The organism is Citrobacter amalonaticus (genome assembly GCF_018252635.1).
In the GTDB taxonomy this organism is placed as follows: domain Bacteria; phylum Pseudomonadota; class Gammaproteobacteria; order Enterobacterales; family Enterobacteriaceae; genus Citrobacter_A; species Citrobacter_A amalonaticus_E.
In genome coordinates, this window is the sequence record NZ_JAGTXM010000003.1 from 426,893 (window position 1) to 449,174 (window position 22,282).

General features: G+C 52.6%; 22 protein-coding genes and 1 other RNA gene. 11 read left to right on the forward strand and 12 right to left on the reverse strand.

Annotation, left to right across the window (positions count from 1 at the left end):
• Positions 1-53: 53 nt before the first annotated feature.
• From yqjA to KE671_RS11830, 9 genes are all read left to right on the forward strand, one after another.
• The gene (gene yqjA / locus KE671_RS11790; RefSeq protein ID WP_042998225.1) at positions 54-716 is read left to right on the forward strand and encodes a DedA family general envelope maintenance protein YqjA; all 663 of its coding nucleotides are present in this window, start codon (positions 54-56) and stop codon (positions 714-716) included.
• Positions 717-719: 3 nt separating this feature from the next.
• Complete coding sequence (mzrA, locus tag KE671_RS11795; RefSeq protein WP_206163114.1) at positions 720-1,103, forward strand: EnvZ/OmpR regulon moderator MzrA; 384 nt, start codon at positions 720-722, stop codon at positions 1,101-1,103.
• 148 nt (positions 1,104-1,251) lie between these two features.
• Positions 1,252-1,620, forward strand: a complete 369-nt coding sequence (locus tag KE671_RS11800) for a DUF1090 domain-containing protein (RefSeq protein ID WP_061076233.1) — start codon at positions 1,252-1,254, stop codon at positions 1,618-1,620.
• 33 nt (positions 1,621-1,653) lie between these two features.
• Complete coding sequence (locus tag KE671_RS11805; RefSeq protein WP_042998228.1) at positions 1,654-1,959, forward strand: DUF883 family protein; 306 nt, start codon at positions 1,654-1,656, stop codon at positions 1,957-1,959.
• 2 nt (positions 1,960-1,961) lie between these two features.
• The gene (locus tag KE671_RS11810; RefSeq protein WP_206163244.1) at positions 1,962-2,366 is read left to right on the forward strand and encodes a phage holin family protein; all 405 of its coding nucleotides are present in this window, start codon (positions 1,962-1,964) and stop codon (positions 2,364-2,366) included.
• On the forward strand, positions 2,356-2,649 hold the full coding sequence (locus KE671_RS11815; RefSeq protein ID WP_206163115.1) for a YqjK-like family protein: 294 nt from the start codon (positions 2,356-2,358) through the stop codon (positions 2,647-2,649). Before KE671_RS11810 ends, KE671_RS11815 begins: the two co-directional genes overlap by 11 nt.
• Before the next feature lie 274 nt (positions 2,650-2,923).
• Complete coding sequence (locus KE671_RS11820; protein WP_040073926.1) at positions 2,924-3,316, forward strand: DoxX family protein; 393 nt, start codon at positions 2,924-2,926, stop codon at positions 3,314-3,316.
• Positions 3,317-3,385: 69 nt separating this feature from the next.
• Positions 3,386-4,375 carry a glutathione S-transferase family protein gene (locus KE671_RS11825; RefSeq protein ID WP_206163116.1) on the forward strand — a complete coding sequence of 330 codons (990 nt, stop codon included), beginning with the start codon at positions 3,386-3,388 and terminating at the stop codon, positions 4,373-4,375.
• A gap of 285 nt (positions 4,376-4,660) precedes the next feature.
• Complete coding sequence (locus KE671_RS11830) at positions 4,661-5,032, forward strand: DUF805 domain-containing protein (RefSeq protein WP_206163117.1); 372 nt, start codon at positions 4,661-4,663, stop codon at positions 5,030-5,032.
• A 57-nt stretch (positions 5,033-5,089) separates the two neighbouring features.
• Here KE671_RS11830 and yhaJ read toward each other — a convergent pair whose 3' ends face one another.
• Positions 5,090-5,986, reverse strand: coding sequence for a DNA-binding transcriptional regulator YhaJ (gene yhaJ / locus KE671_RS11835; RefSeq protein ID WP_061076228.1), 897 nt, complete (start codon positions 5,984-5,986; stop codon positions 5,090-5,092).
• Between the two features lie 104 nt (positions 5,987-6,090).
• Between yhaJ and KE671_RS11840 the strand changes: the two genes are divergently transcribed.
• Positions 6,091-6,792: a pirin family protein gene (locus tag KE671_RS11840; protein WP_206163118.1), complete on the forward strand. Its 702-nt coding sequence runs from the start codon at positions 6,091-6,093 to the stop codon at positions 6,790-6,792.
• Positions 6,793-6,810: 18 nt separating this feature from the next.
• Positions 6,811-6,972: a hypothetical protein gene (locus tag KE671_RS11845; RefSeq protein ID WP_206163119.1), complete on the forward strand. Its 162-nt coding sequence runs from the start codon at positions 6,811-6,813 to the stop codon at positions 6,970-6,972.
• A 289-nt stretch (positions 6,973-7,261) separates the two neighbouring features.
• Here KE671_RS11845 and KE671_RS11850 read toward each other — a convergent pair whose 3' ends face one another.
• The 11 genes from KE671_RS11850 to garR all read right to left on the reverse strand — a co-directional run bounded on the left by KE671_RS11850 (position 7,262) and on the right by garR (position 22,255).
• Positions 7,262-8,587, reverse strand: coding sequence for a serine dehydratase subunit alpha family protein (locus KE671_RS11850; RefSeq protein WP_206163120.1), 1,326 nt, complete (start codon positions 8,585-8,587; stop codon positions 7,262-7,264).
• Positions 8,588-8,608: 21 nt separating this feature from the next.
• Positions 8,609-9,940 (reverse strand): HAAAP family serine/threonine permease, encoded by a 1,332-nt coding sequence (locus tag KE671_RS11855; RefSeq protein WP_206163121.1) that lies wholly within the window; start codon positions 9,938-9,940, stop codon positions 8,609-8,611.
• Positions 9,941-10,310: 370 nt separating this feature from the next.
• Positions 10,311-11,675 carry an L-serine ammonia-lyase gene (tdcG, locus tag KE671_RS11860; RefSeq protein WP_206163122.1) on the reverse strand — a complete coding sequence of 455 codons (1,365 nt, stop codon included), beginning with the start codon at positions 11,673-11,675 and terminating at the stop codon, positions 10,311-10,313.
• An 84-nt stretch (positions 11,676-11,759) separates the two neighbouring features.
• A complete protein-coding gene (pflB, locus tag KE671_RS11865; protein ID WP_206163123.1) occupies positions 11,760-14,054 on the reverse strand; it encodes a formate C-acetyltransferase in 2,295 nt (764 codons plus the stop codon).
• Between the two features lie 33 nt (positions 14,055-14,087).
• The gene (tdcD, locus tag KE671_RS11870; RefSeq protein WP_206163124.1) at positions 14,088-15,296 is read right to left on the reverse strand and encodes a propionate kinase; all 1,209 of its coding nucleotides are present in this window, start codon (positions 15,294-15,296) and stop codon (positions 14,088-14,090) included.
• Positions 15,297-15,327: 31 nt separating this feature from the next.
• Entirely contained in the window at positions 15,328-16,659 is a 1,332-nt protein-coding gene (gene tdcC / locus KE671_RS11875) for a threonine/serine transporter TdcC (protein ID WP_206163125.1), read from the reverse strand.
• A gap of 34 nt (positions 16,660-16,693) precedes the next feature.
• Positions 16,694-17,683: a bifunctional threonine ammonia-lyase/L-serine ammonia-lyase TdcB gene (gene tdcB, locus KE671_RS11880; protein WP_206163126.1), complete on the reverse strand. Its 990-nt coding sequence runs from the start codon at positions 17,681-17,683 to the stop codon at positions 16,694-16,696.
• 99 nt (positions 17,684-17,782) lie between these two features.
• Positions 17,783-18,721 (reverse strand): transcriptional regulator TdcA, encoded by a 939-nt coding sequence (gene tdcA / locus KE671_RS11885; protein WP_206163127.1) that lies wholly within the window; start codon positions 18,719-18,721, stop codon positions 17,783-17,785.
• A 991-nt stretch (positions 18,722-19,712) separates the two neighbouring features.
• Positions 19,713-20,089: RNase P RNA component class A (gene rnpB / locus KE671_RS11890), an RNA gene on the reverse strand.
• A 32-nt stretch (positions 20,090-20,121) separates the two neighbouring features.
• Positions 20,122-21,267, reverse strand: a complete 1,146-nt coding sequence (garK, locus tag KE671_RS11895; protein WP_206163128.1) for a glycerate 2-kinase — start codon at positions 21,265-21,267, stop codon at positions 20,122-20,124.
• Between the two features lie 97 nt (positions 21,268-21,364).
• Positions 21,365-22,255, reverse strand: a complete 891-nt coding sequence (gene garR / locus KE671_RS11900) for a 2-hydroxy-3-oxopropionate reductase (protein ID WP_206163129.1) — start codon at positions 22,253-22,255, stop codon at positions 21,365-21,367.
• Positions 22,256-22,282: the final 27 nt, after the last annotated feature.

The following is a 22,282-nucleotide window of genomic DNA, read 5'->3' on the forward strand; positions in this document are numbered from 1 at the left end:
TAGCAAACTGTTAAACCCGGCGTGACGTTAACCAATTCGACCTGGAATACTGAATGGAACTTTTGACTCAATTACTGCATGCCCTGTGGGCGCAGGATTTTGAAACACTGGCCAATCCTTCCATGATTGGCATGCTGTATTTTGTTTTATTTATGATTCTGTTTCTGGAGAACGGGTTGCTGCCAGCCGCCTTTTTGCCTGGCGACAGTTTGCTGGTGTTAGTAGGCGTACTGATTGCCAAAGGTGCAATGGGTTTTCCGCAAACCATTCTGTTGCTGACTGCGGCGGCAAGCCTCGGTTGCTGGCTGAGCTATATTCAGGGCCGGTGGCTGGGTAATACCCGCATCGTCCAAAACTGGTTATCGCACCTGCCTGCCCACTATCACCAACGCGCCCACCATTTGTTCCATAAGCATGGCCTTTCCGCCCTGCTGATTGGCCGTTTTATCGCGTTTGTTCGTACCTTGCTGCCTACTATCGCTGGCTTATCTGGCCTGAATAATGCCCGCTTTCAATTTTTCAACTGGATGAGTGGGTTGCTGTGGGTGCTGATTTTAACCAGCCTGGGTTATCTGCTGGGGAAAACGCCGGTATTTCTGAAGTATGAAGATCAGCTGATGTCATGCCTGATGCTGTTACCCGTCGTGCTGCTGGTTTTTGGCCTGGGCGGCTCGCTGGTCGTCCTGTGGAAAAAGAAATACGGGAATCGAGGGTGAGGGATGTTGAAACCGCGCATAACGCTTAAACAACTGGCCTGGAGCACCGCCTTTCTGCTGGCGTTGAGCGCCATGCTGTTGGTCTGGTCAGCGGTTCGTCAGCAAGAATCCACGCTGGCGATCCGTGCCGTCCACCAGGGGGCCAGCATGCCGGACGGCTTCTCGATCTGGCATCACCTCGATGCTAACGGCATTCGTTTTAAAAGCATTACACCGAAGAATGACACTCTTCTTATCACTTTCGATTCCAGCGCCCAGAGCGCCGCGGCCAAAGCGGTGCTCGACAAAACGCTGCCACACGGCTACATCATTGCCCAACAGGATGATAACAATCAGGCCGTTCAGTGGTTGTCACGTTTACGCGATGCCCCGCATCGGGTAGGGTAATCTCCAGGAATCCGAATCATATCACCCACTTTGGTGATTTCTGCGATTAATGTCTATGATTAATGAAGCGATGGGGTAACCCTGTCGCTTTATCACTGGATCATCGTTCCTGAATTCATGGGGACGAGTCACAATGGAAGGTTCAAGAATGAAATACCGCATCGCTTTCGCTATCTCCCTTTTCGCTCTCAGTGCTGGCAGCTACGCTAACACGCTCTGTCAGGAAAAAGAGCAGGATATTCAACGGGAAATCAGCTACGCCGAGAAGCACAATAACCAGAATCGCATCAATGGGCTGAAAAAAGCGCTCAGCGAAGTCAGAGCCCACTGTACTGACAGCAAGCTGCGTGCCGATCATCAGGAAAAAATTGCTGAGCAGAAGGAAGAGATCGCCGAACGTCAGCGCGATCTCGCCGAAGCAAAGCAAAAAGGCGATGCGGACAAAATTGCCAAACGCGAGCGTAAACTGGCTGAAGCGCGAGCGGAACTGAAAGAGCTCGAGGCTCGCGACTACTAAGTATCAGTACCACTTACTCACCTGGAGAAAACTATGTCGAAAGAAAACACATCGGAACATCTGCGCGCTGAGTTGAAGTCCCTGGCCGATACGCTGGAAGAGGTACTGAACTCCTCTGGTGATAAATCGAAAGAAGAGTTAAGTAAGATCCGCAGCAAAGCCGAGCGCGCCCTGAAAGAGAGCCGCTATCGTCTCGGTGAAACGGGTGATGCCATTGCCAAACAAACCCGTGAAGCCGCTGCGCGTGCTGACGACTATGTGCGCGAAAATCCGTGGACCGGCGTCGGGATTGGCGCGGCCGTGGGTGTCGTGCTGGGCGTTCTGCTGACGCGTCGTTAATGATGGCGGATCCTCATCACGCACAAGGGCCCGGGAAAAGCGTTCTGGGCATCGGGCAGCGGATTGTCACTCTTCTCGTTGAGATGGTGGAAACGCGGTTACGTCTGGCCGTCGTCGAGCTTGAAGAAGAAAAGGCGAACCTTTTTCAGCTTCTGCTGATGCTGGGGCTCACCATGCTCTTCGCTGCATTTGGTTTGATGAGCCTGATGGTGTTAATCATCTGGGCCGTCGATCCGCAGTATCGGCTCAATGCGATGATTGCCACCACGGTCGTTCTGCTGGTTCTGGCACTCATTGGCGGAATATGGACGCTGCGAAAAGCGCGGCGTTCCACATTGTTACGTCATACCCGCCAGGAACTGGCGAATGACCGTCAATTGCTCGAGGAGGAGAGCCGTGAGCGGTAAAGTCGAACGTGTGCAACGTAAGGCCCGACTGCTTCGTGAGATCCAACAGCAACGGCTGGATCTTTCAGCCAGTCGTCGTGACTGGCTGGAAGCCACGGGCGCTTACGATCGTGGCTGGAACACGCTGTTGAGCCTACGCTCCTGGGCGCTGGTCGGCAGCAGCGTGATGGCGGTGTGGACAATTCGCCACCCTAACCTGCTCGTGCGCTGGGCAAAGCGCGGGGTCGGCGTCTGGAGCGTCTGGCGGCTGGTTAAAAAAACGCTGCGCTCATCAGTTGCCTGATGGCGCTTCTCTCATCCGACTCTCACACTCAATAGGTAGGCCGGATAAGGCGTAGCCGCCATCCGGCAGCTATACCGGGAGCGCCTCGCTTACCCGATCGTCAATACCACCCCACCGCAAAATCAAAATTTTTGATAAATATTGACAGTTTTCCTTGCTAACAATTCTCATCCTCCACGCTTATGATTCTCTCCATCGACAGCAATGACGCGGAACACCGCGAAATTGCACCAAAAAACAAAATCAGCAGTTTGTGTAGTTCCTGGAGAGAAGAATGAAAAAATTAGAAGATGTTGGTGTACTGGTAGCGCGTATTCTGATGCCAATCCTGTTTATTACCGCAGGTTGGGGGAAAATCACTGGTTACGCAGGTACCCAACAGTATATGGAAGCGATGGGCGTTCCGGGATTCCTGCTGCCACTGACCATTTTGCTTGAGTTTGGCGGCGGTCTGGCAATTCTGTTCGGTTTCCTGACCCGTACCACCGCGCTGTTTACCGCAGGCTTCACGCTGCTGACCGCGTTTATCTTCCACAGCAACTTTGCGGAAGGCGTGAACTCACTGATGTTCATGAAAAACCTGACCATCGCTGGCGGCTTCCTGCTGCTGGGCATCACTGGTCCGGGCGCATTCAGTATCGACCGTGTTCTGAACAAAAAGTGGTAAGCGCTCTATAATGAATGAAAAGAACGAGGGGATCTTCTCCTCGTTTTTGCTATCTGAGGGAAAGAAATCATGGGACAACTGATCGACGGCGTCTGGCATGACACCTGGTACGACACCAAATCCACCGGGGGAAAATTTCAACGTTCTGTATCGGCATTTCGCAACTGGCTCACGGCGGATGGCGCGCCGGGTCCCTCCGGCGAAGGCGGTTTTGCGGCAGAAAAAGACCGCTATCACCTGTATGTTTCTCTTGCCTGTCCGTGGGCGCACCGTACGTTAATCCTGCGTAAGCTTAAGGGACTGGAGCCGTTTATCTCCGTTTCGGTTGTGCATCCACTGATGCTGGAAAACGGCTGGACCTTTGACGATGATTTTCCGGCGGCCACGGGCGATACTTTATATCAGCACGAGTTTCTGTATCAGCTTTACCTGCACGCCGATCCTCATTACAGCGGCCGCGTCACCGTCCCCGTCTTATGGGATAAAAAGAACCATACGATTGTCAGTAATGAATCTGCTGAAATCATTCGCATGTTCAATACGGCTTTTGATGCGCTGGGCGCAAAAGCCGGGGACTATTATCCGCCTGAACTGCGCAACGAGATCGACGAACTGAATGGCTGGATTTATGACAACGTTAATAATGGCGTCTATAAAGCGGGCTTTGCCACCAGCCAGCAAGCCTATGACGACGCCGTAGAAAACGTCTTTACCGCGCTGGCGCGACTGGAGCAGATCCTCGGTCAGCATCGCTATCTGACGGGTAATCGGCTCACAGAGGCAGATATTCGCTTGTGGACAACGCTCATCCGCTTTGATCAGGTCTATGTCACGCATTTCAAATGCGACAAGCATCGCATCAGCGACTACCTCAACCTGTATGGTTTCCTGCGCGATATTTATCAGATGCCAGGCATCGCAGACACGGTCAACTTTGACCATATCCGCAATCACTATTTCCGCAGTCATAAAACCATTAACCCGACGGGCATTATTTCCATTGGCCCGTGGCAGGATCTCGATGAACCGCACGGCCGTGACAGCCGTTTCAAAGCGTAAATCAGGGCACCCTTCAGGGTGCCTCAGGCCGCTGACAAAGAAGGAAAAAACGTGGTTTTTCCTTCTTTGCGGTTATCAGTCGAAAATCAATAAATTGATTTTCCTGGTTTTTAATTAGGCGATTTCTGCTTGTCCGGTAGAGGGATGAGGTTTGTCATCACTCTCAAGGCACCCTTCAGGGTGCCTTATTAATTCACTATTCAAATATTTACCACCAAATCATTCGCATCTATTCTTATTCTGATTGCTTTTAAAACAAGTGATTGTCATAAGATTGAGGCGAAAATGGACTGGTATATAAAGGTTTTACGCAATTATGTCGGCTTCGGCGGTCGGGCCCGTCGTAAAGAATTCTGGATGTTTGTGCTGGTCAACATCATCTTCGCGTTCGTTCTGGGCGTACTGGATAAGATGTTGGGCTGGCAGCGTGCCGGAGGAGAGGGTGTACTGACGACGATTTACGCGATCCTCGTCTTTTTACCCAGTTGGGCCGTTCAGTTCCGGCGCCTGCACGACACCGATCGAACGGCCTGGTGGCTGTTATTGTTAGTTATTCCCGTAATCGGCTGGCTGGTGATCCTCATTTTTAGCTGTCAGGACGGTACGCCCGGCGAAAATCGCTTCGGACCGAACCCGAAGCAAAACGAAATGCGTTGATCGGCTTCGGGGCAATCGGTTCGCCCCGAAAACGATCGTTCTGAACACAGTCGTCGCTTATTTCCTGGCAAACAGTTTTGGAATTTCACGCAGACACCAGGCTTTGGCTTCACCCATACTGTCTCGCCGCCAGGCCATAATGATGTCAATCTCGCTGGTTGATTCCGGGCTGACCACGCGCAGCCGCCCTTCTGCAATATCCTGTTCCACCAGCGGATATGGCATCGTCGCCACCCCTAATCCTGCCAGTAACGCCTGACGCTTGTCTTCGATGGTGCTGACGGTGAGACGCGCTTGTTTATCCAGCAGTTGCACTGTTAACACCGGGCGCTCACGTGCGGTATCCGCAACCGCAACGCCGCGATACTTCACGCGCGTCACTTCCGACAGCGGTTCCGGCTCCTGATGAATCGGGTGATCCGGCGCAGCAACATAGACGTTCATCAGGGTATACAGCTTACGGGAGTTAATTTCTGACGACGAACGGAAGTGCATGTCCGGAGCAACCACAATATCCGCCCGCCCCTGCTCCAGGCGTTCCCACGCTCCCGCCAGCACCTCGGTGATCACCGAAAGCTGCGTATTGGCTTTGACAGCCAGTTTGTCGATCAGCGGGAAAAAGGCCGGGGTCGGCACCAGCGCCTCGGTCACAATCGTCAGATGCGTCTCCCACCCTCGTGCCAGCGCCTCGGCGTCCGTGGTGAGCTTATCTGCCGCCTCGAGCAGCACCCGCCCCCTTTCCAGCAGCATGCGCCCAACGTTAGTGAATTTTGTTCGGTGTCCGGAGCGGTCAAACAACACCACATCCAGTTCTTCTTCCAGCTTCTGCATGGTGTAGCTGAGCGCAGACGGCACGCGTCCCAGTTCATCCGCCGCTGCAGCGAAGCTACCGCGGCGATCTATCGCGTCCATCACGCGTAATGCCTCAAGCGTTAACGCCCTTTCTTTGGCCATATCGTTCTCATTCAGGAAATTTGAACATACCGGGCAGAATATCTGGCTAACAATGCAGCGTCCAGCCCCTTAACATAAAAGGAAGTAAAGAGAGGTCAAGAACTATGATTACTACCCGAACAGCCAAACAATGCGGACAAGCAGACTACGGATGGCTGCAGGCCCGTTATACCTTCTCCTTTGGACACTATTTCGACCCAAAACTGCTGGGCTTCGCGTCGCTGCGCGTGCTCAATCAGGAAGTACTGGCGCCCGGCGCGTCCTTCCAGCCGCGCACCTGGCCAAAGGTGGATGTGCTTAATCTGATCCTTGAAGGCGTTGCTGAGTATCGTGACAGCGAAGGCAACCATGTGCAGGCCCAGGCGGGTGAAGCGTTGCTGCTCGCGGCACAGCCGGGTATCAGCTACAGCGAGCATAATATCAGCAAAGACAAACCGCTTACGCGTATGCAGCTCTGGCTCGACGCCTGCCCTGAGCGCGAGAATGCCCTGGTACAGAAAGCAAAACTGACCAACGCTAAACAACAGCTAATCGCTTCCCCCGACGGTGAGAACGGCAGTCTGCAGTTGCGCCAGCAGGCGTGGGTTCACCATATTGAGCTGAATCAGGGCGAGTCGTTAAGCTTTCAGTTGCACGGCCCACGCGCCTATTTGCAGTCCATTCACGGCACCTTTCACGCCGTTACCCACGATGAAGCGCGAGAAGCGCTATCCTGCGGCGACGGGGCTTTTATTCGTGATGAAGCTAACATAACGCTCGTTGCCGATACGCCGTTGCGTGCTTTGCTGATAGATTTGCCGGTGTAATGGGTAATGGAGTGACATATGAGCAAGAAAGCGAAAAAACAGGCCCCGACAGTCAAATCCGAAGTGGCGCAGACGCCTCCCGCCCCTCGTGCTTTTGGCTACGAGGAGATGTTGACTGAGCTGGAAGCGATTGTTTCCGATGCCGAAGTTCGGTTAGCCGAAGAGGACGAAATCGCCTGACCTCCGTTGCCGGATGACGGCGCAAGCGCCTTATCCGGCCTACATAGATGCTTTACCGTAGGCCCGGTAAGCGAAGCGCCTTATCCGGCCTGCATAGATGCTTTACCGTAGGCCCGGTAAGCGAAGCGCCTTATCCGGCCTGCATAGATGCTTTACGTAGGCCCGATAAGCGAAAAGCGCCTTATCCGGCCTGCATAGATGCTTTACCGTAGGCCCGGTAAGCGAAGCGCCTTATCCGGCCTACATAGATGCTTTACGTAGGCCCGATAAGCGAAGCGCCATCGGGCACTCAGCCATCCAGTGAATATGCTTTACGGGCCATGATCTCGATGATCTGCTTGTCCGTTTGCTGCATTGAATGGCAAGCCAGCGCGCACAGGTTGACAATAGATTGTTCCACATTGTGCGCAACAATCCCCTCGTTACCCGTAACCGCCGTATTGTCCAGCGCCATCAAGACCGCCTTCCACGCCGCAGAAGCACTGGTAGAGACTTTCATCGCACAACTGTTGGATGCCCCGTCGCAAATCATTCCGCTGACATCGCCAATCATGCTGCTGATCGCCATCGAAATCGTACTGTAGCGCCCTTCGTCCACCAGCCAGGCCATCCCTGCCGCGGCCCCCATCGCAGCGGTCGTTGCCGCACACAGCGCCGACAGACGCGGGAGCTGATGATGTATATAGATAGCACTCAGATGGGAAAGCATCAGCGCACGCGCCAGTTTCTCGTCGTCCGCGCCAAAGTGCTCGGCGACAACCATCACCGGTACCGTGGCGGTGATCCCCTGATTGCCTGAGCCGGAGTTGCTCATGGCAGGCAGCGTCGCACCGCCCATGCGCGCATCCGACGCCGCGCTGGTGCGGATGAGGATTGCCGTCGAGAGATCGTTTGCCAGCAGACCGCGTGCGCACTGCTTTTCCAGCGTCGCGCCAATGTGTAGCCCCCAGTTTCCCCGTAACCCTTCCTGTGACAGCGCGCCGTTGAGTCGGGCAGCGTCAAGAATAAAACGAATAGCATCGAACGGTACGGTATTCACAAACGCCAGAATCTCTTCCAGCGAGGTTTCAGAGAGCACCGCCAGCGGCGATTCCTGCGCCTCATCGCCCGCGTTCGCTTGCTGAGTAAACGTCACGCCGGTATGGGTTTCGATCCGCACAATGTGGGTATGGCCGCCGACAATAGTGACGCACGCCCAGCCGTCATGGCTATAGACTTTCGCCCGGGAAAACAGGATGTCATCACAGGGTTGCTGCAACATCACCGATACCTTGCCGGCTTTCAGCATCGCCTTCGCATCGGCAATGGCCTGCGCGGAGGCATCTTTCAGCACCTCCAGTCCGGCATTCGCATCCCCACCCAGCGCCCCCAGCGCAGCGGCGATTGGCAACCCAACCATACCGGTTCCCGGCACCGTTACCCCCAATCCGTTTTTCATCAGATTGGGCGAGACCCAGGCATCAATACGTTCCACCGTGCCATTCAGTTCAGCGGCCGCAACCGCTGCCGCCAGTGCCAGGGAGATCGGCTCCGTACAACCTAAAGCCGGTTTCACCTCTTCCTGTACTGCGCGGATGAAACGCGACCACAACGGATTTTTTATCTTCTCAGACATAACAACAACCTTCAGGATAAATCAGGAAAAAGCGAGGAACGGAGATACGCACAGCAGCAAACCGGTGACGATAATCAGATACAGCGACGCCCCTTTGTATTTGTGCAGCGCAGGCACTTTGTAGACCAGCCAGGCGGGGATCAAACATCCCACCATGCCGAATATGGGACTACAAATCGACGTAAAACTCAGAACCGGCGCGTTGAGCACGATAGCGCTCCAGGCCAGTAAAATGGCAAACAGCATGATGCCGCGCTGTACCAGCGTTTCATTGATCTTCTCAGCCGGCAGTTTGCGACGCAGAATGTTCATCACAATCCCCTGCGTTGCTTCGCGGAAACCTAAGTAGACGCCAAAGAACGCGGTCATCACGGCGAAAATGTTCAGGATGACGCTCACGATTTTCACCCAACCGGCGCCTGCGCCGCTGATGAACTGTGCGGCAATCGCCAGCGCGGAGATATTCTGCTCATAGGCTTTAACCGCTTCATCGTGTCCCATTGCCAGCGTAAAGGAGACGGCGTAGAAGAAGACGGTAACAAACAAAATGCCGAAGGCAATGTTCATGGCGCGTAGCGCTTTATGACGTGCTACCTCGACGGATTTCTCACGGGAGCGGTAGGAAATTACCATCGGGCTCAGGGTCTGGATAAACAGGATCGAGGTCAGGGTAAACGGCAGCGTGATAATCGCGTTCTTCACCAGCAGCGCCATCGGCGGCAACGCGCCAATATTGTACAGATGCCACATGCCAACCATCGAGACCCCCAGCGCCGCCACGACCAGCAGTTTGGTCAGCACCATACCGGTAGAGATTTTGAACAACAGTTTCTCACCGCGTGAAGAGATAGCCACGAGAATGCAGATCAGCACCAGGCCATAGAACGGGTTATCGGATAGCAGTCCTTCTGTCACACCAAAAGTATGCAAATAGGAAGCGCTGTCGTTGGTGATAGCCGTGGAATAGACGAACATCCAGATGACCAGCATCACGAAGTACAGCGCGCCTAACAGGATGCCCCAGTTTTTCCCCAGATACCCGCTGATGACGCTGGGATAGTCTTTACATTCCGGGGATTCCGCCAGCGTATTGATAAACAAACGCTGAAACAGATACATGGCGGGATAACCAATAATCGATGAGAGCAAGAAGACCCACAGTCCCATCAAACCGACCTGAACCGGGAGAAAAACAATCCCTGCGCCAATCGCCATCCCGATACTCATAATGACCCAACCGGTGTCGGTGCTATCGAATTTAATCGCTTCCCGCCACTCACTCTCTGTCATTCCAGCCCGGCGCGCTGGGGCGCTGGCGTCGAGAATGACGCTACTGTTCGTTGCCGTTTCCATAAAATTCTCGCTCATTGTGTAGGGTATATTTTTATTTTTTGTCGTGCCGCATCAAGGCGATACGCGGTACGGGGTATGCAGGCGAGTCATTAGAATGGAAAAAAGCATACGCTCAGGCGCAGAGAAAAACGTCACAAAATATCCCTGATATTTTCTATAAGTTAAGAAATATTTTCTATTAAAAAGCATTGTTGTGTTATTTTTTTCTAATATTGAAGAAGATCACAACAAAAAAGCACACCGAAGTGTGCTTTTTGATGGCTGACGATGGACGAAATGCCCGATGGCGCAGGCTTACCGGGTCTACGAACGATGAACATTTAGGCCGGATAAGGCGACAGCCGTCATCCGGCAAGCTTTCTGGCGTTCGCTAACTGCACACCACTTTGATAGCCAGGCCGCCGCGCGACGTTTCGCGGTACTTATCGTTCATGTCCTTACCCGTCTCGTACATAGTTTCGATGACCTTATCCAGTGAGACACGCGGCTCGGAAGTACGACGCAGTGCCATACGTGCGGCGTTGACCGCTTTGACTGCGTTGATCGCATTACGCTCAATACACGGGATCTGAACCTGTCCTGCCACCGGGTCGCAGGTTAAGCCGAGGTTGTGCTCCATGGCGATTTCGGCCGCGATGCAAACCTGCGCCGGGCTACCGCCCAACAGTTCAGTCAATCCTGCTGCCGCCATGGAACAGGCCACACCGATTTCCCCCTGACAACCTACTTCCGCCCCGGAAATTGACGCATTCATTTTGTACAGCGCACCAATGGCCCCGGCCGCCAGCAGATAGCGGGCAATCGAATTGGCATTCACCGGACGCCGGAATTTATCGTAATAGGCGAGTACCGCCGGAATAATACCGCATGCGCCGTTGGTTGGCGCCGTCACCACGCGTCCGCCCGCCGCATTCTCTTCACTGACTGCAAGCGCAAACATGTTAATCCAGTCGATGACGTTCATCGGATCGCTGGAGAGGCTGTCACTAGAGACCAGCAGACGACGTAACGCCACCGCACGGCGTGGCACATTCAGCGGACCAGGTAAGACGCCTTCGGTATTCATTCCGCGTTCGATACCAGCGTGCATCACTTCCCAGATATGAGCAAATCCGGCATCAATCTCCGCCTTGCTGCGCAGCGCCAGCTCGTTTTGCATCATCAGTCCGGAGACCGAAAGGCCATTGCGCTCACACAGTTTCAGCAGTTCGCTGGCGGAATGAAAATCATAAGGAACCGGTGTTTCCACGTCATGCGCCTGACCAAAGCGCTCTTCCTCCACGATAAACCCGCCACCAATCGAGTAATAGGTTTTACATAGCAGCGTCTCCTGGTTTTCCCAGGCAGTGATCCGCATACCATTTTCATGCCGTGGCAGCGTTTCATCATGAAAAATAATACTGTCGGTCATCGGAAAATCAACGACATGCGTACCTTCCGCCACCGGCAAACGGCCAGTACGGACCACCTCGTCAATAAACGCGGGGATAGCGTCAATGTTGACGCTTTGCGGGCTGTTTCCGGCCAGCCCCATCATAATGGCGGTATCAGTCGCATGGCCTTTTCCGGTCAGCGACAGTGAACCATACAGATCAACCGACATGCGCGTCGTGCGCGATAAGCGTCCACTGCTGACCAGTTGATCGATAAACCGTTTTCCTGCATTCATTGGCCCTACGGTATGGGAGCTTGATGGACCAATGCCAGGTTTGAAAATATCGAATGCGCTAATCATTTTTAGACCCTCGGACTCGTTCAGTGGAGCCAGGTTTTCATACGCCTAGTGCATCGGGGCGATCATCAGACCGCCCCGATAACGTTACATCGCCTGGGTGAAAGTACGCGAAATGACGTCCTGCTGCTGCTCGCGGGTAAGCGCGTTGAAGCGCACAGCGTAGCCGGAGACGCGGATCGTCAGGTTCGGATAGTTTTCCGGATGTTCAATGGCATCCAGTAACATCTCCTTGTTCATTACGTTGACGTTCAGGTGCTGACCACCTTCCACATGCGCTTCATGGTGGAAATAACCATCCAGCAACCCGACCAGGTTGGTTTTCCGCACCGGATCCTCTTTGCCGAGTGCAGCGGGTACAATCGAGAAGGTGTATGAAATCCCGTCCTTCGCGTAGGTGAACGGCAGTTTCGCCACGGAAGTCAGCGAGGCGACAGCGCCTTTGCGGTCACGCCCGTGCATCGGGTTAGCGCCCGGCGCGAATGGCGTTCCGGCGCGGCGTCCGTCCGGGGTATTGCCGGTTTTCTGTCCGTACACCACGTTGGAGGTGATAGTCAGAATCGACTGCGTCGGTACCGCGTTCCGGTAGGTCGGCAACACTTTAATTTTCTTCATAAAGCGTTCAACCAGATCGCAGGCGATACTGTCCACGCGCTCGTCGTTATTCCCGTACTGCGGATATTCCCCTTCAATTACAAAATCGACCGCCAGTCCGTTGTGGTCGCGCACCGGTTTCACCGTCGCGTACTTGATTGCAGAGAGCGAATCCGCCGCTACCGACAGCCCGGCAATCCCGCACGCCATCGTGCGATAGACGTCGCGATCGTGCAGCGCCATCAGCGATGCTTCGTAGCTGTACTTGTCGTGCATGTAGTGGATGATGTTCAGCGCACTGATGTACTGCACCGCCAGCCAGTCCATAAAGTGATCCAGACTGTCCATCACCGTATCGTAGTCAAGCACGTCGTCCAGCAACGGCGCGGTTTTCGGACCCACCTGGATTTTCAGCTTCTCATCCACACCACCATTGATCGCGTACAGCAGCGTTTTGGCGAGGTTGGCGCGCGCACCGAAGAACTGCATCTGCTTGCCGATCACCATCGGGCTCACGCAGCAGGCGATCGCGTAGTCGTCGCTGTTGAAGTCGGTCCGCATCAGATCGTCGTTTTCATATTGCAGCGACGAGGTGACGATAGAGACCTGTGCGGCATACTTTTTAAACGCGACTGGCAACGCTTCTGACCACAGCACGGTGAGGTTTGGCTCCGGTGCCGGTCCCATCGTGTGTAGCGTATGCAAATAACGGAAGGCGTTTTTGGTCACCAGCGTGCGGCCATCCAGCCCCATCCCGCCGATGACTTCGGTCGCCCAGATCGGGTCACCGGAGAACAGCGTGTCAAACTCCGGCGTACGCAGGAAACGCACCATCCGGATCTTCATGATGAAGTGGTCGATCAACTCCTGGGCCTGTTGCTCTGTCAGGATCCCGGCATTGAAGTCGCGCTCAATGTAGATATCGAGGAACGATGCGGTGCGGCCCAGCGACATCGCGCCGCCGTTTTGCGATTTCACCGCCGCCAGATAGGCAAAGTAGACCCACTGCACCGCCTCCTGCGCGTTACGTGCCGGGCGAGAGATATCGCAACCATATTTCGCCGCCATCTCCTGCATTTGCAGCAACGCGCGACGGTGCTCCGCCAGTTCTTCACGCAGGCGGATCGTGGCTTCCAGATTTTGTCCCCACTCCAGATTTGACTGGAGATCGGCAAACTGCAGTTCACGCTCACGCACCAGATAGCGGATGCCATACAGCGCCACGCGGCGGTAATCGCCGATAATGCGCCCACGACCGTAGCCGTCCGGCAAACCGGTCAACACACCGGATTTACGGCAGCGCAGCATGTCCGGAGAATAGGCGTCAAAAACGCCCTGGTTGTGGGTCTTACGCAGTTCAGTGAACAGATACTCGAAGTTCGGATCCATCTCACGGTCATAAGCATCGAACGAGCTTTTGATCATGTTGACGCCGCCAAACGGATGCAGCGCGCGCTTCAGCGGTTTATCCGTTTGCAGACCGACAATCTTCTCCAGCTCTTGCTCGATATAACCCGCATCGTGCGCGGTAATGGTGGTCGCAATATTGGTATCAAAATCGACCGGCGCATGGGTCGCGTTTTCGATACGAATGCCCGCCATCACCTTTTCCCATAATGCCGTGGTCGCAGGCGTTGCATCAGCCAGAAAGGATTCATCCCCTTCATAAGGCGTATAGTTGTGCTGAATAAAATCACGGACATTAATTTCTTCTTTCCAGTCCGTACCTTTAAAGCCAAGCCATGCTTCGGCATACAGCATATCGCTGGTATCGATATCTACCTTCATGAAAAATAATCTCTCTACAGAACAACAAATAAATTAGGCGTATTCCACGGCTGCGTTAATGCGGCCTAATTGAATCGCATCGAGCGCAATCATTTTTTCTTCGTTCGTCGGGATCACGGCGCAAATAACCCGGGTATCGTGAGCGGAAATAATGCGCTCGCCATGAGAATTCGACAGGCTATTTCTATCGCTGTCGATAATCACCCCTAATACCGCCAGATGCTCAACCACCAGACGACGAATTAATACCGAGTTCTCACCAATACCGCCGGTAAAAATAATGCCGTCCAGACGATGCAATGAAGCGGCATGCCCGGCAATATGACGGGCAATACGGTGAACAAAGGTTTTAATCGCCAGTTGTGCGCGCTCGTGTCCTTCATGCCAGGCTTTTTCCAGCACCCTTAAGTCGGACGACAGGCCAGAAATTCCGAGCAAACCGGATTCTTTATTCACTACTCGCTCCAGATCGCTCAGCGTCTGATGGGTTTCGCTGGCGACCCACGCCATCGCGCCGAAGTCCACGTCACCGCTGCGCGTCCCCATCATCAGCCCTTCAAGCGGTGTCATCCCCATTGAGGTGTCAACGCTGTGGCCATTACGGACGGCGCAAATTGACGCACCATTGCCAAGGTGGGCAATCACCAGGCCAGAATCCTGTTCGGACAGTGTTAGTAGCTCATGGGCACGTTGAGAAACATAGCGGTGCGACGTTCCGTGGAAACCGTAGCGCCGCACGCCCAGTTCTTCGAAATACTTCCACGGCAGACCATACAGGTAAGCTTCTGGCGCCATGGTCTGGTGGAAGCTGGTATCAAATACCGCCACCTGTGTGACGCCGGGGAACAGATGCTGTGCGGATTCAATCCCACTCAGATTCGCGTAATTATGTAACGGCGCCAGTGGTGAAACACGGCGAATATTGTCAATGACCTCATCAGTAATAATCGCGGACTCAGTAAAGATATTTCCACCGTGGGCAATACGGTGGCCAATTAAGGCCACGCTGTCATTTAAATTGCGTTTTTCCAGTTCAAAAGCAATCGCCTTTAATGCGCCTTCGTAGCTGTGGTGAGCCAGTGTGACTGGCTCACCTCCATTTACCGATAAGAACGCATTTTCCGAATTAATACCATCCGCAATACCCGCCATTAAGACGTCGCAGTTATTTGCATCCAGTACTGAAAACTTAATTGAAGACGATCCGCAATTAATCACCAGAACTATCGGAAACTCATTCATTTCACTACTCCGCTCATCCTGAGCTTAAGGATTAAAACAATTTGTACACGATGTTCAGAATGGTCAGCAGACCGATAACGGTGACAAACACGTTATCCAGACGACCGCGGTATTTCGCCAGCGACGGTGCTTTACGGATGGCATACATCGGCAGCAGGCACAGCAGAGAGGCAATAATCGGCGCACCCATCGCTTCAATCAGGTCCAGAATGTTCGGGTTGGCGTAGGCAACGACCCATGTGGAACCCATGATGAAGATCATGCTGATGGTGTTGAGCTTACCCATGGAGACTTTGGTCTTATCCCCTTTGTAACCAAACTTCAGCACCAGACCGTTCAGCCCTTCCAGCGTTCCCAGGTAGTGGCCGAAGAAGGATTTAAAGATAGCCACCAGCGCAATAATGGAGGCGCCGTATTCCAGCACAGTGGCGAAAGTCGACTTCGTACCGGACAGGGAAGCGAAGTGGTTTGCCAGATAAGACAGCACCGGAATGTTCTGTGCTTTCGCATCTGCCATGTTTGCCGGAGAGAGCGTGAACAGGCAGCTAAAGGCGAAGAACATCACCACGGCGACCATCAACATGCTGGCGCGAGAGATGATCTGGGAACATTTCTGCTCAGTAAAATCACGACCAAAATCTTTCTCGTACTCTTCACGTTTAGAGACCACGAAAGAAGAGACGATGGGTGAGAAGTTGAATGAGAACACCATGATGGAGATCCCCAACCACACGGTGACCAGAATGCCATCATGACCGGTAAGCGCGATATTACTGAGATCAACCTGCTCAATGACCGCAGAGTTCCAGTAAGGGATCAGCGACAGCGAGATCAGCACCAGGCTGGCAATGAACGGCCATACCAGGTAACTCATCACTTTAACCATCAGATCCTTACCAAACCAGATAACGAACGCCATCAACAGCAGCAGGAACAGCGCCACAAAACCGCGGTTCAGCGCCGGCATCTGCAGCTGGTTTTCCCAGAAGGTCATGAAGGTGTTGGTAATGGTGACGCCATAAATCCACAGCAGCGGACAAATCGCGAAGAAATAGAGGAACGTGATAACCACGCCGCCCGTCTTACCAAAGTGCTCTTCTACCGTTTCCGTGATGTTACCGGACGGGTTTGAGCCGGACAGACACAAACGCGCCAGAGCGCGGTGGCAATAAAAGGCGATGGGGTACGCCAGTACCAACATCAGAAGAATGGGGATTAAGCCGCCAAACCCTGCGCGGATGGGGAAGAACAGCACCCCGGCGCCGATGGCAGTACCAAATAAACCCAGTGTCCACGTGGTGTCCGATTTACGCCAGGACGACTGTTTTGTCTGGCTGGATACAATGCTGTCAGTAGTACTCATATCCTATCCTCAACGAAGAGATTAATAACCGGATTTACGCGTCTGCTAAACCCGTAATTTGCGATACACGAGAAAGATCGATATTGCCGCCAGAAATAATGCTGACCGTTTTTCTGTTCTGGATATAGCCATCTAATTTCCCGCTTAATAAAGCAGCACATGCCAGTGCACCGGCACCTTCTGTCACCACTTTGTTGCGTTGAATTAAAGCAATCATGCTGTTACGAATTTCGTCTTCGCTGACCAGGACAATGTCATCCACTAATTCACGCACAATTTCGTAAGTTAATTGACCCGGGCGGGAAACATCGCAACCATCCGCCAGGGTGCCGGTCGTTCGGTGCGTGGTTATTTCTCCAGCCTGATAAGAGGCCGCCATGCCGTGTACGTTTTCAGACTGCACGCCAATCACTTTAATGGTCGGGTTAATAGATTTAATGGCAATAGCAATACCGGCAATTAAGCCACCGCCACCGATGGGAACGATCACGTTATCGACATCATACAGGTCTTCCATAATTTCCAGACCGATGGTGCCCTGTCCGGCAATGACTTTCGGATCGTCATACGGTGGAATAAAAATACGCCCTTCCATTTCGACAATCTCACTAACCTTGGCGATGGTGTCGTTGAAGTTATCGCCGTGCAGCACGACCTCCGCGGAGTAGTCGCAGGTCGCGGCCACTTTCGATTTCGGCGCGCCCTTCGGCATCACCACTTTGCCATCAATGCCCAGCATCGCGCAGGAGAGAGAAACCCCTTGAGCGTGGTTACCCGCTGAACAAGCGACAACGCCTTTGCGTTTTTCCGCATCCGTTAATGAACTGAGTTTGTTAAAGGCGCCACGAATTTTAAATGAGCCGGTACGCTGCATGTTTTCAAACTTAAGGAATATTTCCCCTTTGCATCGCTCACTAAAATAATTAGAGCGAGGCATGCCTGTTTTATATATTTTCCCCGCCAGTCTTTTTTTTGCTTCGAGGATATCTTCAATGGCAACCGGGAGATCGTAAGTAATGTGCATTGTAACCTCTTACCTGATAGTAAAGTAATAGATAGCCGTAACCAACGTCTAATATTAAGAACGATGGTATGAATTGAGGATTAAATTAAATTTAATCGGTTAGTTAATTTCAATTAATTGCTTTCGTCTGCAACCCTTATAGGATGAATATTCTTTGGCTAATTCAACCAAAACAGAAGCTGCTTTTTTAATACGATAATTTTTTGACCATATCGCGGCATAACGCGCAATGGGTAATGATTCTTCTACAGGGAGAGTAATAAACTGGTTGGACCCAAAGGGTGCCGTCATGTCACATGGGATAACGGTCAGAAAATTGGCATTGAGAACAAGATTATAAATGGTGACAACCGAGTCGGTTTTAACGATGTTTTCAATGCTAATGCCATTTCTTTGCAGGGTAGTAAGGAGTTCGCTGTAGTAGCCCATATTGGTTTGTGGCAACACCCACTGTTCGTTTTGTAACGATTCCAGTGTGGTGGTGCCGGTGCATGTTCGGGACTTATTCGCCACCAGAACAAACTCTGACTCAAAGAGCGGCTCGACGTGAAGATCCTGCAATTTCATTTCATCGCTGAGAGTGCCGATAGCAAAGTCCAGCCGCCCATCACGAATCGCCGGCAGGAATGAGGAGAGCTGCGCCTCATACATGGAGACCTGTGATTTTGGGTAGACCTCTTTGAACTTCTGAATCATATCGGACATAAAGGTAAAGCCAATAAGCGAAGGAAACCCGAATGAGATATCAACTACCGTGTTGTCGGTCATGCTGTTCATCTCATTCACCATGTTTTTCATCTCACGGGTGATGGACTCGGACCAGGAGAGTAAAACCTGCCCGGCATGGGTTAAGGTGACACCGGTATTTTTCCGCACCACCAACTCAACGCCGAAATAACCTTCAATATCGTTAATGATTTTACTGACTGCCGGTTGAGTTAATCCTAATTCTTTTGCAGCAGAACCGATAGAACCACTTCTGATCACTTCCTGAAAGACCACCAGTTGCTGTGTTTTAGGGAGAGCAAACGTATTCATATCGACCTGCGTTAATAAGTTTGTTGACGGCGTGGAGTGTAACAAAATACGTAGAGAAGGATATGTGCGACCACTCACAAATTACCTTCACCTATATTTAAAGTGGTTATTTTAAAATAAATAATTTGTTTTAATTCAACACATTACACAAAAACGATGTCACTTTAGTCTGATTTTTGTCAAAAAAATAGGGGGGGATAACAATATTTTATGGCGATAACACACGTTATTTTTCCATCACATTTAAAAATGAGGAATGATGATATTTCAAGCAATTATCGTGCAGTTAATGGTCAATTTTATCATTAAATTTTAAAAGTAATTTATCAAATATAATTATACTCAGGACGTAAGTTGGGTTAAAAAACGTTATACATCACGTTTTTTTGCCTTATTTGTTTGTAAAGAAACATTGAATTTATCATTAATTAAATATAAGCACACAAAGAATTATCATTTACAACAATGCATTAACACTGCCATTTTCCTTTTTTACAGCGAGTAATTTTAGGTAAGATAACGTTTGCTTTTAGTTTCTATTGCCAAAATCATAACTGACAGCGTTTTGTGTCGACGCTCACAGAACAAGAAATCTCTTATTTGCGAGCAGCTCAAAACCATGCCGGATGGCGATGCTGTCGCATCTTATCCGGCCTACAGGAGCGAGTCCGACATTCGTAGGCCTGATAAGCGAAGCGCCATCAGGCAACAGCGATACAGCTACCTATAAAAGCAAAACCCCGCCGCAGCGGGTTTTTACGTGAAAAGTGGTGAAACTGACCGATAAGCCGCTTTCTTTCCGGTATAGCGTCGTGGACAGTCATTCTGCGTGCAGCTCAAAATCATGCCGGATGGCGATGCTGTCGCATCTTATCCGGCCTACAGGAACGAGTCCGACATTCGTAGGCCTGATAAGCGAAGCGCCATCAGGCAACAGCGATACAGCTACCTATAAAAGCAAAACCCCGCCTGGTGGCGGGGTTCTTTTAAGTGGTGAAGCTGACCGATAAGCCGGGTTCTGTCGTGGACAGTCATTCATCTAGGCCAGCAATCGCTCACTGGCTCAAGCAGCCTACCCGGGTTCAGTACGGGCCGTACCTTATGAACCCCTATTTGGCCTTGCTCCGGGTGGAGTTTACCGTGCCACGGACTGTTACCAGCCGCGCGGTGCGCTCTTACCGCACCCTTTCACCCTTACCTGATCCCACTTGCGTGGGCCATCGGCGGTTTGCTCTCTGTTGCACTGGTCGTGGGTTTCCCCCCCAGGCGTTACCTGGCACCCTGCCCTATGGAGCCCGGACTTTCCTCCCCTCCGCCTGTCTCCCCCGAAAGGGACGACGACGAAGCGGCGACTGTCTGGTCAGCTTCGGCGCGCAGTATAGAGGGTTTGCACGTCCTTGTCACCCCGCACTGCGCATTCCCACCGCCAGCGTAGCCGCAATGTTTCGCGACGCACGGTAAATGTTGTCAAATGCGCTGCGGAAGGCCTCTTCCAGAGTACCAATGCTGGTCAACACGCTGAATACAGCATCGATACCATATTGATGCACCACGCCGACATCGCGCGTCAGACTGCCCGCAATACCAATCACCGGCTTGTGGTATTTCTTCGCCACGTTCGCCACGCCCACCGGCACTTTGCCGTGAATGCTCTGGCTGTCGATACGCCCTTCACCGGTGACCACCAGCGTACAGTCGTGAATATGTTCTTCCAGGTTGAGCGCCTGGGTGACTATCTCGATCCCGCTTTTTAACTCCGCGCCGAGAAATGCCATCAGCGCCGCTCCCATCCCGCCTGCTGCACCTGCGCCAGGGACGTTTTTCACATCCACACCCAGTGATTTTTTAATGATATCCGCGTAGTGGGCCAGATTCTCATCCAGTTCAAGGATCAGCGGCTCCGTTGCCCCTTTTTGTGGACCGAAGATCCGCGAGGCTCCCTGCTCGCCCACCAGCGGATTGGTCACATCGCAAGCAACACGGATAGCACAATGTTTAATGCGCGGATCCAGACCGGACACATCAATGGTGTTGAGAGTGTTCAGGCTACCGCCACCATTACCAATTTCAGTTCCGTTGGCATCACACAGCTTCGCGCCCAGCGCCTGAACCATCCCGGCACCGCCGTCATTGGTGGCGCTGCCGCCAATGCCGATAATAATATTGCTCGCCCCACTGTCCAGCGCCTGCAAAATAAGCTCCCCGGTACCGCGCGAAGTGGTGATCAGTGGGTTACGTTTATCAGGAGGCACCAACGCCAGTCCGCTGGCGGCCGCCATTTCAATAAACGCGGTTTTTCCGTCGCCTGACATACCCCAACTGGCATTCACTTTTTCACCCAGTGGCCCGGTTACCAGAGCGGAATGTGCAGAACCGTGCGTGGCGGCAATCATAGCTTCAACCGTCCCCTCCCCCCCATCGGCGACCGGAACGGAAACATACTGCGCATCGGGGAAAATTTCCCGAAATCCTTTTTCTATCGCCTGCGCTACCTCAGTAGCAGAAAGGCTTTCTTTATAAGAGTCTGGGGCAATTACGATTTTCATGATGATCGCCTGTTACTGCACAACGCCAAATGGCGTTTTACTTATCCGGCCAACAATCCAGGCCCGGATCGCGACGCGCCATCCGGGCATAAGGTCATTAGCGAGTGACTTCCACTTTTGCCAGTTTTTCGTAATAGCATGCCAGCGCACTGTGGTCGGCGGTGCCCAGGCCGTCAGCACGTAACGCCTGCATCATCTCCATAACGGCTGCGGTCAGCGGAAGCTGAGCACCAACCCCGTGAGACGTATCCAGCGCGTTAGCCAGATCTTTAATGTGCAAATCGATACGGAAACCCGGTTTAAAGTTACGGTCCATCACCATCGGGGCTTTCGCATCCAGTACGGTGCTACCCGCCAGGCCGCCACGGATCGCCTGATAAACCAGATCCGGATTCACGCCGGCTTTGGTTGCCAGGGTTAACGCTTCAGACATCGCTGCAATGTTCAGGGCCACGATCACCTGGTTCGCCAGTTTGGTGACGTTTCCCGCCCCAATATCACCGGTATGAACAACAGATCCCGCCATTGCTTTCAGCAGGGAGTAGTATTTATCGAAAATCGCCTTGTCACCACCGACCATCACCGACAGCGTACCGTCAATCGCCTTCGGCTCACCGCCGCTAACCGGCGCGTCCAGCATATCGATGCCTTTAGCTTTCAGTGCATCGCTGATCTCACGGCTCGCCAGCGGCGCGATGGAACTCATATCGATCAGTACCGTACCCGGTTTCGCCCCTTCAATAATGCCGCCTTCGCCCAGCGCAACCTCTTTCACGTGTGGAGAGTTCGGCAGCATGGTGATGATCACATCACACTGCTCAGCTATCGCTTTAGCATTAGACGCGGTTTCTGCGCCTGCCGCGATAACGTCAGCGATCGCTTCAGGATTACGGTCAGAAACCACCAGCGAGTAACCTGCTTTCAGGAGGTTTTTACTCATTGGTTTACCCATGATACCCAGGCCAATAAAACCAACTTTCATCGTCATATCAATTATCTCTCTTGTTTCGGTGGC